At 45.8% G+C, this 12,516-nt stretch carries 10 protein-coding genes; all 10 read left to right on the forward strand.

Going from position 1 to position 12,516, the window contains the following annotated elements:
• Window positions 1-19: 19 nt before the first annotated feature.
• Window positions 20-1,756 (forward strand): hypothetical protein, encoded by a 1,737-nt coding sequence (locus A4G20_01705; GenBank protein QIW16827.1) that lies wholly within the window; start codon window positions 20-22, stop codon window positions 1,754-1,756.
• 432 nt (window positions 1,757-2,188) lie between these two features.
• A complete protein-coding gene (locus A4G20_01710; protein QIW15150.1) occupies window positions 2,189-2,563 on the forward strand; it encodes a 30S ribosomal protein S12 in 375 nt (124 codons plus the stop codon).
• Window positions 2,564-2,700: 137 nt separating this feature from the next.
• Entirely contained in the window at window positions 2,701-3,171 is a 471-nt protein-coding gene (locus A4G20_01715) for a 30S ribosomal protein S7 (GenBank protein ID QIW15151.1), read from the forward strand.
• A gap of 92 nt (window positions 3,172-3,263) precedes the next feature.
• Window positions 3,264-5,366: a translation elongation factor G gene (locus A4G20_01720; GenBank protein ID QIW15152.1), complete on the forward strand. Its 2,103-nt coding sequence runs from the start codon at window positions 3,264-3,266 to the stop codon at window positions 5,364-5,366.
• A gap of 63 nt (window positions 5,367-5,429) precedes the next feature.
• Window positions 5,430-6,614, forward strand: a complete 1,185-nt coding sequence (locus A4G20_01725) for a translation elongation factor Tu (GenBank protein QIW15153.1) — start codon at window positions 5,430-5,432, stop codon at window positions 6,612-6,614.
• Window positions 6,615-7,104: 490 nt separating this feature from the next.
• Window positions 7,105-8,046 carry an N-acetyl-gamma-glutamyl-phosphate reductase gene (locus tag A4G20_01730; protein QIW15154.1) on the forward strand — a complete coding sequence of 314 codons (942 nt, stop codon included), beginning with the start codon at window positions 7,105-7,107 and terminating at the stop codon, window positions 8,044-8,046.
• 82 nt (window positions 8,047-8,128) lie between these two features.
• Window positions 8,129-9,349 carry a bifunctional ornithine acetyltransferase/N-acetylglutamate synthase gene (locus A4G20_01735; protein ID QIW15155.1) on the forward strand — a complete coding sequence of 407 codons (1,221 nt, stop codon included), beginning with the start codon at window positions 8,129-8,131 and terminating at the stop codon, window positions 9,347-9,349.
• Between the two features lie 234 nt (window positions 9,350-9,583).
• On the forward strand, window positions 9,584-10,453 hold the full coding sequence (locus A4G20_01740; GenBank protein QIW15156.1) for an acetylglutamate kinase: 870 nt from the start codon (window positions 9,584-9,586) through the stop codon (window positions 10,451-10,453).
• Window positions 10,446-11,651, forward strand: a complete 1,206-nt coding sequence (locus tag A4G20_01745) for an acetylornithine aminotransferase (protein ID QIW15157.1) — start codon at window positions 10,446-10,448, stop codon at window positions 11,649-11,651. The genes A4G20_01740 and A4G20_01745 overlap by 8 nt, the downstream gene beginning before the upstream one ends.
• Before the next feature lie 132 nt (window positions 11,652-11,783).
• On the forward strand, window positions 11,784-12,509 hold the full coding sequence (locus tag A4G20_01750) for a hypothetical protein (GenBank protein QIW15158.1): 726 nt from the start codon (window positions 11,784-11,786) through the stop codon (window positions 12,507-12,509).
• Window positions 12,510-12,516 lie beyond the last annotated feature (7 nt).

The raw sequence follows: 12,516 nt of genomic DNA on the forward strand, positions 1-12,516 counted from the left end.
TTTTAAAAAGGAGAATATATTGTCTATTACAAACTTCAATACTGAAAATAATTCTTTTAGCAAACTTATTTCAGATAGAGCCATTTTTAAAATACCAAAATTCCAACGTGATTATAGTTGGAGCAATACTGAATGGATAGAGCTATGGGAAGATATTGATACATTATTAAAAGAAGATGACTCTCACTACATGGGCTATCTAGTCTTACAAGCCGTAGGGAAAAATACCTTAAATGTTATTGATGGACAACAAAGAATTACCACTTTATCATTGATAATTTTAGCAGCAATGAAAAGTCTAAAGAAACTAATAGATAAAGACATAGATAAAGATAATAATCAAACTAGGCTTAATGATATTAGAAATAGATTTATTGGATATCAAGACAATGTTACGTTAATAAACAAAAATAAATTAGAATTAAATAGAAATAATAACAGATATTACAAAGATTATATTGTTCCTATACTAGAGGAATTACCTAAAAGGAACTTTAATGAAAGCGAGCATTTATTAAGGAAAGCGTTTTTATTCTTTAATGATAAGATTGAGTCTGTCATCAAAGATAAAAATGACAAAGGGGCTGAAATTGCAAAATTAGTTGAAAACATAGTTGAAAATTTATTTTTTACAGTAATCACAGTAACAAATGAATTAAATGCATATAAGGTTTTTGAAACATTAAACTCAAGGGGAGTAAAACTTTCTTCAACAGATTTATTAAAAAATTATTTATTTTCTATTGTTGACACCCCTAACTCAGAAAATGCATCTTCTGAAGTTGAAGAGTTAGAAGAAAAATGGAATAGAATAGTAAATAGATTAGGAAATAATAACATATCTGATTATCTAAGAGTATTTTGGCTAAGTAAATACGAATTCGTTAGATCTATGAATCTATTCAAAACTATTAGAGGAAAAATTAAATCTAGAGAGGATGCTTTTAGACTTATTAATGACATGGATCAAAATCTAGACACGTACCTGCTATGTGTATCACCTGAACAGGAACAACATACAAGTAATAATGAACCAGAAATAAAAGCATCTAAACTACTAAAATTATTTAGGATAAAACAACATTATCCAATAATAATGGCTGCTAAAAGAAAGTTCACCGAAAAAGAATTCCAAAAGACAATAAATTATTTATCTATCATAGCATTTAGATATACAGTTATTGGTAACCAACCACATGGTGATCCAGAAAAAATATATTTCTCTATAGCTCAAAAAATTGAGTATGGAGAACTTAAAAAGTCTATTAATATAGCTCAAGATCTGAAAGTTTATTATCTGTCAGATAAAAACTTCACTACATCATTTGAGAATAAGTTAATAAACACAAAAGATTCTAAGAATAATAAAATAGCAAGATACATTTATTCAGAAATTGAGGGTAAAATGGGTGGAAATAAATTAGATCCTGATGATAATTCCATAACCATAGAACATATTTTGCCTCAAAATCCTAATGATAGTTGGGGAAATATAAAAAGTAATGACAGGGAAAAATATACTTATCACATTGGAAATATGATTCTATTAGAGAAAAATCTTAATAAAGAAGCGGAAAATGATAGTTTTGAGAGAAAAATTGAAATTTTTAGAAAGAGTAAATTTAAGCAAGTTTCAGAACTAGTTATTTCATTAGAGAATGATAAAAGGTCTTGGGATGGAAAAAGTATAGAAAAAAGAGCCAATGCACTATCAAAATATGCGGCTGATATATGGAAGATACAAGGTTTAGATTAATAGATATCTATGTACCTATGGCCGCGAGTCTCCGATAGCGTCAGCGTCCTCACTGGATGATATATCATCAGGCACCAGCCAGGTGACTGATCACAGGGCTGGCGCCATCAATGACCATCAATGTTACGGTAAAACCTTATGATATATAAAGTATAAATCTAGATTCTCACCTCATTCTAACAAAACCCAAGCGGTCTAAATTTTCTCAAAATTTGCAAAAACTCCCTAAAACCAAACCGTTTGCCTGCCAATCTGTTGGCTAAAGAGAACTTGTTGAAGACTGAGAGCAAGCCCAAGACTATCTTACCAGCCCAGCCAACCCAATCTCCACATACACCTTGACAAATAATGCACGATCCTCTAAAATTTGCCGTCCTCTCTTTTTTGAGAGGCGATTAACTTTTGTATTCTATTTAAACTGGAGCTTTATTAATGGCAACTATCAACCAATTAGTACGCAAACCGCGTGTGAAAAAGGTTGTAAAAAGCAACGTTCCTGCATTAGAGGCTTGCCCGCAGAAACGTGGCGTGTGCACCCGTGTGTACACTACTACACCTAAAAAACCGAACTCAGCACTACGTAAAGTATGCCGTATTCGTTTAACCAATGGCTTTGAAGTTACTTCATACATCGGCGGTGAAGGTCACAACCTTCAAGAGCACAGCGTTGTGCTTATCCGTGGCGGCCGTGTGAAAGACTTACCAGGTGTGCGTTACCACACCGTGCGTGGCGCATTAGACTGTGCTGGCGTAAAAGATCGTAAACAAGCCCGTTCTAAATACGGCGTTAAACGTCCTAAGGCTTAATGGATCTCCGTTAAGTAAGGCCAAACGTCTAAATTAGTCAAAAAATTTAAACCATAAACTCCAGTCAAGATGTAGCAAAGCGCTACAAAAGATGAGTTTTGGATACCCTGAAGATTTAAAATACGGAGAAATTCCCAATGCCACGTCGTCGTAGTGTTGAACCTCGCAAGATTCTTCCAGATCCGAAGTTCGGTTCAGAGTTACTTGCAAAATTTATTAATGTTTTAATGGTAGATGGTAAAAAATCTATCGCAGAATCAATCGTTTACAGTGCTTTAGAAACTTTAGCACAACGTACTGGCAAAGATGCTTTAGAAGCTTTCGATGCTGCGCTTGAAAATGTACGTCCAACTGTGGAAGTAAAATCACGCCGTGTGGGTGGCTCTACTTACCAAGTGCCAGTTGAAGTGCGTCAAGTGCGTCGTAATGCCCTTGCAATGCGTTGGATCATCGAAGCTGCCCGCAAACGTGGTGACAAATCCATGGCCCTTCGTTTGGCTAACGAATTATCAGATGCCTCTGATAACAAAGGTTCAGCTGTTAAGAAACGTGAAGACGTTCACCGTATGGCTGAAGCGAATAAAGCATTTGCTCACTATCGTTGGTAATAAGCTTTTGATTTTAAAGGGCTTCATCTCAAAACTTGTGGTGAAGCCTTACCCTTATCTATACTCATATTAAATCCAATAAGGTAATAATAATGGCACGTACAACCCCTATTGAAAGATACCGTAACATCGGTATCAGTGCTCACATTGATGCTGGTAAAACAACCACTTCTGAGCGTATCCTGTTCTATACAGGTGTGAGCCACAAAATCGGTGAAGTTCACGATGGTGCTGCGACAATGGACTGGATGGAACAGGAGCAAGAGCGTGGTATTACCATCACTTCTGCTGCAACCACAGCCTTCTGGTCTGGTATGTCACAACAGTACCCACAACACCGTATCAACGTAATCGACACCCCAGGACACGTTGACTTTACTATCGAAGTAGAACGTTCAATGCGTGTACTTGATGGTGCGGTAATGGTTTACTGTGCGGTAGGTGGTGTTCAACCACAATCTGAAACCGTATGGCGTCAAGCTAACAAATATGGTGTACCACGTATCGCGTTCGTTAATAAAATGGACCGTACAGGTGCTAACTTCCTTCGTGTTGTTGAGCAAATCAAAACTCGTTTAGGTGGTAACTCTGTTCCACTTCAACTTCCAATCGGTGCTGAAGAAAACTTCAAGGGCGTGGTTGACTTGGTGAAAATGAAAGCCATCAACTGGAACGAAGAAGACCAAGGTATGACCTTCACTTACGAAGATGTACCAGCTGAAATGTTAGAGCTTTGCGAAGAATGGCGTAACAACTTGGTTGAAGCGGCTGCGGAAGCCTCTGACGAGTTAATGGACAAATTCTTCTCTGGTGAAGAATTAACTGAAGAAGAAATCAAAACAGCTCTTCGTCAGCGTGTTCTAGCCGGTGAAATCATCCCTGTTTGCTGTGGTTCAGCCTTTAAAAACAAGGGTGTTCAAGCCATGCTTGATGCGGTAATTGATTACCTCCCAGCACCAACAGACATTCCAGCCATTAAAGGTATCAACGAAGACGAAACGGAAGGCGAGCGTCACGCAAACGATGATGAGCCGTTCTCAGCCCTTGCATTTAAAATTGCAACTGACCCGTTCGTGGGTAACTTAACCTTCTTCCGTGTGTACTCTGGTGTAATCAACTCTGGTGACACTGTTTACAACTCTGTGAAACAAAAACGTGAGCGTTTCGGCCGTATCGTACAGATGCACGCCAACAAACGTGAAGAGATCAAAGAAGTTCGTGCAGGCGACATCGCCGCTGCAATCGGCCTAAAAGATGTGGGTACTGGTGATACCTTATGTGCCCAAGATGCACCAATCATCCTTGAGCGTATGGAATTCCCAGAGCCAGTAATCTCTGTAGCGGTTGAGCCAAAAACTAAGGCTGACCAAGAGAAAATGGGCTTGGCCCTTGGCCGTCTTGCTCAAGAAGACCCTTCATTCCGTGTTCACACTGATGAAGAGTCTGGTGAAACCATCATCTCAGGTATGGGTGAGTTACACTTAGACATCATCGTTGACCGTATGAAACGTGAGTTCAAAGTGGAAGCTAACATCGGTAAGCCACAAGTATCTTACCGTGAAACCATCCGCACCCGTGTTAATGATGTGGAAGGTAAACACGCAAAACAATCTGGTGGTCGTGGTCAATATGGTCACGTGGTGATCGACCTTTACCCATTAGATCCAGAAGGCCCAGGATATGAATTCGTCAACGAAATCAAGGGTGGTGTTATCCCTGGTGAATACATCCCAGCCGTTGATAAGGGTATCCAAGAGCAACTTAAATCTGGTCCATTAGCGGGTTACCCAGTAGTAGATTTAGGCGTACGTTTACACTTCGGTTCATACCACGATGTGGACTCATCAGAATTGGCCTTTAAACTTGCTGCCTCTTTAGCCTTTAAAGCGGCCTTCGCAAAAGCCAGCCCAGTTCTTCTTGAGCCAATCATGAAGGTTGAAGTTGAAACTCCACCTGACTACGTGGGTGATGTAATTGGTGACTTAAGCCGTCGTCGTGCGATGGTAAACGGCCAAGAAGCCAACGAATTTGTTGTTAAGATCGATGCGGAAGTTCCACTTTCAGAAATGTTCGGTTATGCAACAGACCTTCGTTCACAAACCCAAGGTCGTGCGTCTTACTCAATGGAACCATTGAAATACGCAGAAGCACCAACTAACGTTGCAGCAGCAGTAATTGAAGCACGTAAAAAATAATTTTTTTCAGCAAACCGCTCTATAAGCTCAGGCTTATAGAGCCTTTCATAGGAAAATTGACAAATGTCTAAAGAAAAATTTGAACGTACAAAACCGCACGTAAACGTGGGTACAATCGGCCACGTTGACCACGGTAAAACAACCTTAACAGCCGCTATCACTACCGTATTATCAAAACACTTCGGTGGTGCAGCGCGTGCATTCGACCAAATCGACAACGCGCCAGAAGAAAAAGCGCGTGGTATCACCATCAATACCTCACACGTTGAGTACGATACAGAAACTCGTCACTATGCCCACGTTGACTGCCCAGGACACGCGGACTACGTTAAAAACATGATTACTGGTGCGGCCCAAATGGACGGCGCTATCTTAGTAGTAGCAGCAACAGACGGCCCAATGCCACAAACTCGTGAGCACATCCTTCTTGGTCGCCAAGTAGGTGTACCATACATCATCGTATTCTTAAACAAATGCGACATGGTGGATGACGAAGAGTTATTAGAACTCGTTGAAATGGAAGTTCGTGAACTTCTATCTCAATACGACTTCCCAGGCGATGACACACCAATCGTACGTGGTTCTGCTCTTCAAGCCCTTAACGGCGTTGCAGAGTGGGAAGAAAAAATCTTAGAACTTGCTAACCACTTAGATACTTACATCCCAGAGCCAGAGCGTGCCATCGACAAGCCGTTCCTTCTTCCAATCGAAGACGTATTCTCAATCTCAGGTCGTGGTACAGTAGTAACAGGCCGTGTTGAGCGTGGTATCATCAAGTCTGGTGAAGAAGTTGAAATCGTTGGTATCAAAGAAACCACCAAAACAACCGTAACTGGTGTTGAAATGTTCCGTAAATTGCTAGACGAAGGTCGTGCGGGTGAGAACGTTGGTGCCCTTCTTCGTGGTACAAAACGTGAAGAAATCGAACGTGGTCAAGTACTTGCTAAACCAGGTACAATTACCCCACACACAGACTTCGAATCAGAAGTGTACGTACTTTCAAAAGAAGAAGGTGGTCGTCACACTCCATTCTTCAAAGGCTACCGTCCACAGTTCTACTTCCGTACAACTGACGTAACCGGTACAATCGAATTACCAGAAGGCGTAGAAATGGTAATGCCTGGCGATAACATCAAGATGACTGTAAGCCTGATTCACCCAATCGCCATGGACGAAGGTCTTCGTTTCGCGATTCGTGAAGGTGGCCGTACAGTAGGTGCTGGTGTTGTTGCGAAAATCATCAAGTAATTGATGGTCTAAGAGACAAACCAAAAGAAGGCAGAGAGAAATCTCTGCCTTTTTGTTTTTGGGGGCAAGCGGGTTGAAATTCTAAGAAGTTTGCAAAAAATCTGAAAAAATCTGCCCGCTTGTAGTAAAGCCTTAACATCACTGTTAAGGCTTTTTCATATCTTAAAACTTATAAGTAAATGTTCCCACAATATGGCCATAGCTGTGTGAGTTTACGCTGGTGCGGTAGGTTTTGCTGAAGAGATTACCCGACTAGGCGCACAAACGGCCATTCCAACAAGGGCGGAAGTGGAGCAATTTCTACAAACCCACTAGCCCAATCTTCTTAGGTGGACGAATGCCACTCGTCCACCTTCCCTCTCCCACAACGCCTACCAGACCAAAATTGTAAAAAATTTGTTAATAAACCCTTGCCAGCCAAATAAAAATGCGCTATAAGTGAATTATTATTCAAATTAACTGCAAGATTATGTGATTTAGGAGGGTGGATATGGCCTATCAGGTTTTTGTGGATGGTGCGGTGGGCACGACGGGGTTGCGGATTTATGAGCGTTTGAGCCAGCAGGCCGATATTGAGATCTTGAGCCTGGGTGAGGCGGATCGTAAGTCCCTGCCGGCCAGACTGGCCATGTTAGCGCAGGCGGATGTCAGCATTCTTTGTTTGCCTGATGAGGCCTCACGTGAGCTGGTGGCTCAAGCGCCAGCATTTGCAAAAATTTGCGATACATCCACCGCTTTCCGCACCCATCCTGACTGGGTTTATGGGCTTCCTGAACTGACGGGCCAGCGGGAAAAAGTCCAAGCGGCCAGCCGAGTTGCTGTGCCGGGCTGCCATGCCACGGGCTTTATTAGCCTCATTCGGCCCTTGATAGAGGCCGACGCCTTGCAGGCCGACTATTCCCTAGCTTGTCAGTCGCTGACCGGCTATTCAGGCGGCGGCAAGGCCATGATTGCGGATTATCAGGCTCCTGACAGGCCCCATTCCCTTTCCTCCCCCCGCCTTTATGGCCTGGGCTTGCAACATAAGCACCTGCCCGAAATGCAGGCCCTAACAGGCCTGGCTTCTCCTCCCATCTTTATGCCGGTGGTGGCCGATTATTACAGCGGCCTACTGGTGACGGTTCCCCTGCCTCTTGCGGCCTTGAAAGCCCCGTATGCTTCGGGCCAAGAGCTGGCTGGGCTTTTGCAAGATTATTATCAAAACAGCCCGCTTGTTAAGGTTCAGCCCTTAAATAGCCAGCCAGATGAGAAAATGCTGGCGGGCAACCGCTTGGCCAATCTGGATGGTTTAGATATTTTTGTCTTTAGCCAGGGTGATCAGATCTTATTGGCAGCCAGCCTAGATAACCTGGGCAAGGGGGCGTCAGGGGCAGCGGTGCAGTGTATGAATTTGATGTTGGGAAGGGATGAGGTGGCAGGGCTTAATCTCTAATAAATGATGGCGCCAGCCTCTAGGCTGGTGCCTTGTGATATAAGCACCAGCCTGGAGGCTGGCGCTATCGTGAGGAAACACTATGCAAACACAAATAATTTCAGGCGGCGTAACCGCCCCAAAAGGTTTTAAGGCGGCAGGCATACACGCTGGCATTCGGAAAAATAAGGACAAGTTAGACCTGGCCCTCTTGGTCAGTGAAGTGCCTTGTGCCACGGCGGCCGTTTACACCCAAAACAAGGTCAAGGGTGCACCTATTACGGTGACCAAAAACAATATCGCCGATGGCTATGCCCAGGCCATGCTCTGTAACAGCGGCAATGCCAACACCTGCAATGCAGATGGCCTTGAGCTGGCAGAAAAATGCTGTGGTTTGGTGGCTCAAGCCTTGGGCTTAAAAACTAGCGATATTGTGATCGCCTCCACTGGCGTAATCGGCCAGCCCCTGCCCCTTGAGCCTTTTGAATACGGCATTCCCTTGGCTGTTAAGGCCTTGAGTGCGCAAGGCGGCAGCCAGGCAGCTGAGGCCATTATGACCACCGACACCCGCAAGAAGGAATATGCCCTGGCCTTTGAACTGGACGGCAAGCCCTGCAAGATGGGCATCATGACCAAGGGGTCAGGCATGATCAACCCCAACATGGCCACCATGCTGACCTTTATCACCACCGATGTGGCCATCAGCCCGGCCATGCTCCAAGCAGCCTTGAGCCAAACGGTCAAACAGACCCTCAACCAAATCAGTGTGGACGGCGACACTTCCACCAATGATATGGCCAGCATCATGGCCAATGGCCTGGCCGGCAATCCGGTGATTGAAGCGGCCAATGCCGACTTCGAGGCTTTCTGCCAAGTGCTGCACCAGCTCTGCGTTTGGGCCTGCCGTGAGATTGCCGCAGATGGCGAAGGGGCGACTAAGCTCCTGCAATGCTCGGTTAAAAACGCACCCAGCCAGCAAGTGGCCCTAGCCGTGGCCAAGAGCATTATTTCCAGCGATCTCTTTAAGTCGGCCATGTTCGGCCAAGATGCCAACTGGGGGCGGATTTTATGTGCTATTGGCTACACCGAGGGGGACTTCGCCATTGAGCGGGTATCGGTATCTTTGAAAAGTGCTAAGGGGGAGGTTTTGGTCTGCCAGAATGCGGCCTATCACCCCTTTAGCGAGGAGGAGGCAGCCCAGATTCTGACCGAAAGCGAGATTGAAATTTTGGTGGATATGCAGGACGGGCTTGAATTTGCCCAGGCTTGGGGCTGCGATTTGACCTATGACTATGTCAAGATCAACGGGGATTATCGGAGTTAAAAACTCCCCTCTTTAGCAAAGAGGGGTAGGGGGAGATTTGGCAGAAGTGATAGGCGAAGAGAGAGAATAAATAAAGCGATAACAAGCGGCCTAAGATTTGCGAAAAATTGCAAATTTAAGCGTAAAGCTAGGCTGTCAAATCTCCCCTAACCCCTCTTTTCTAAAGAGGGGAACAGGATCGCTAGGTATTGAAATTCCTTCTGATTAAACCAAAACCTTCATCAAGGAAATAATATGCAAACAACACAAATCCACACCCTCGCCCAGGTGATGGGCGAAGCTACACCCTATATCAAGAAATATCAGGATCAGGTTATCGTGGTTAAATACGGTGGAAATGCCATGATCAACCAAGAGCTTAAACAAACCGTGATGCAGGACTTGCTCCTGCTCAACCAGCTGGGCATTAAGGTGGTTTTGGTGCATGGCGGGGGGCCGGAGATCTCCCAAGGCCTCAAGCTGATTGGCAAGGAAAGCCAGTTTATCCAAGGCCTGCGGGTGACCGATCAGGAAACCATGGACGTGGTTCAGCAAATGCTGGCCGGCAAGGTTAATAAGGGCCTGGTTTCCCTCCTCCAGGGCAAGGGCATTGGCCTATGCGGCTTGGACGGCAATCTCTTCCTCTGCCAAAAACTCCAGGGCGAGGCCGATTGGGGCTTTGTGGGCGAGGTCACTCAGGTGGACACCACTCTCATTGACTTCGCCTTTCAGGCCGGCTTTATCCCTGTGATTGCCACCATTGGGGCGGACGAGCAGGGCGTGGTTTATAACGTCAATGCTGATACGGCCGCCAGCCAAATTGCCATTGCCCTTAAGGCCAGCAAACTGATTTCCATGACCGATATTGCCGGCCTCCTGCGGGATTGTTCCGATGAAAGCAGCTTGATTGCCAGCGTGGAACTGGGCCAGGTGCAAGGCCTGATCGCAGAGGGCATTATTTCAGGCGGTATGATCCCTAAAATTGCCTGCTGCACCGACTGCCTCAAGCAGGGCGTGCAGGAATCCGCCATCATTGACGGCCGGGTGCCCCACGCCATTTTGCTGGAACTCTTCAGCGACAAGGGCAACGGCACTCTCTTTTATAAGGAGCCAGCCCATGACTAACCAGCAACTTCAAGCCCTAGACCAAGATTTTCTAGCCCCCACCTACGCCCGTTTTGAACTGGCCCTGTCTCATGGCAAGGGCTGCGAGGTCTGGGATTTTGACGGCAACAAGTACCTGGATTTCACCAGCGGCATCGGCACCAACAGCCTGGGCTTTGCCAACGATAAATGGTTGGCCACCCTGACCCAGCAGGCAGGCCTGCTCCAACACGCCTCCAACCTCTTTGTGACCCAGCCCGCTGTCCAGCTTGCCCAAAAACTGGTGGCGGCAAGCGGCCTAAAAAAGGCCTTTTTTTGCAACAGCGGGGCCGAGGCCAACGAAGGCGCCCTTAAAACCGCTCGCAAGTACAGCCAGGACAAGTATGGCCCAGGCCGTGCCACGGTCTTAAGCCTAGTCAATTCCTTCCATGGCCGCACCATCTCCACCCTGGCGGCCACTGGCCAAGACGTCTTCCACCAACACTTCCAGCCCTTTACCTCAGGCTTCGACCATGTGCCTGCCAATGATCTAGCGGCCTTAACAACCCGGCTGGGCCAGGGCGATGTTTGTGCTATCTTGCTGGAAGTGGTTCAGGGCGAGGGCGGGATTGTGGCCTTGGAGGCGGCTTACTTAGAGGCCGTTCAAGCCCTCTGCCAAGAGCAGGATATTCTGCTTATCATTGATGAAATCCAAACAGGGATTGGCCGCACAGGCAAGCTCTTTGCCTACCAGCATTTTGGCCTGAAACCTGATATGATTACCCTGGCCAAGGGCTTGGGCGGTGGCCTGCCTATCGGTGCCTTCCTCTTGGGTGAAAAATGCCAAGCGACCCTGGGCAAGGGCGATCACGGCTCCACCTTTGGCGGCAATCCCGTTTGCTGTGCAGCAGCCTGTGCGGTCTTAGAGCAGCTAGATGAAGCCTTCTTACAAGATGTGGCCCGCAAGGGGGCCTATTTGCAAGAAAACCTGCAAAAATTACCGCTTGTCAAAAGCGTGACGGGCTTAGGTCTGATGATTGGGGTAGAATTTGAGGCAGGGCTTGTGGCCGGCGACATCGTCAAAAAAGCCATGGACATGGGCCTCTTAACCCTCACCGCCAAACACAAACTCCGCCTCCTTCCTCCACTGATTGTCAGTGATGAGCAGCTGGAATTGGGTTTGGAGGTGTTGAGAAGGGCGGTGGGAGGCGATTGCAGTGATGGTCACTTGCCTATTTGACGCAAACGATTGTCTTTGAGGTGGGTCAAAAGTCTTATGAAATAAAAGCGGAGAACCTTGTTAATCTCCATTCAAAGTAGTTTAATAGGTTTGGTTATAACCCTAAAATTATTATTGAAAAAGGAGACGAAGATGAAAAAAATGCTTTTACCCCTCACTATGGCCCTCTGTTTAGGCGCTTGTAACAATTCTTCTGATGTTGCCCAAGGCTTTGCGGAAAATTTGTTTGATTCATCAGGCACCAACGGTTATAAGACGCTCACGCTCAATCAATCTGTTTTGGCACAGAACGAAGAGCTGATTGTCGATGGCAAGGCATATCGCCTTGGTTCGACACTTGATATAGGCAAATGGAATCAGGGCTTGACTACTAAACCAATGGAAATGAGAAACCAAGATGGTTCGGTTCAAAAAGGCAATTTATTGGTTTATAAGCAGGTTCATTCAGCTGTGCTAGCAACCAACCTTCAAGGGCAGGGAGGCGATCTCTTTTCTGTGAGAAGTGTTCAAGGCCAAGAAACTACCGAGAGCTTGATTCCTAAACAGGGCGATGCAGCTTATGAAGGTGCTGCTTTTACAGCACAGGGTGTAGGTAAGTTTCTCTACAATCTGGATTTTGCCAATAAACAAGGCCAGGGCACTATTCGTGATCTCCCAGGCATGAATGGCACGCTCATACTGCAAGAAGGGGCTTTAGTTGGCAATAAAATAAACGGGAAACTGGTACAAGATAGCCAAGAAGGTGCGTATAGTTTATCCCTTTTTGGCGACAAGGCTCAGGAAGTGGCAGGCCAAGCCAAGATCCTTAACCAAGAGATTGGTCTTGCAGGCAAGAAAACCCCGTCCTTAGGTCATTAAGAGGTTT

It is taken from the genome of Pasteurellaceae bacterium RH1A (assembly GCA_012221805.1).
GTDB lineage: Bacteria > Pseudomonadota > Gammaproteobacteria > Enterobacterales > Pasteurellaceae > RH1A.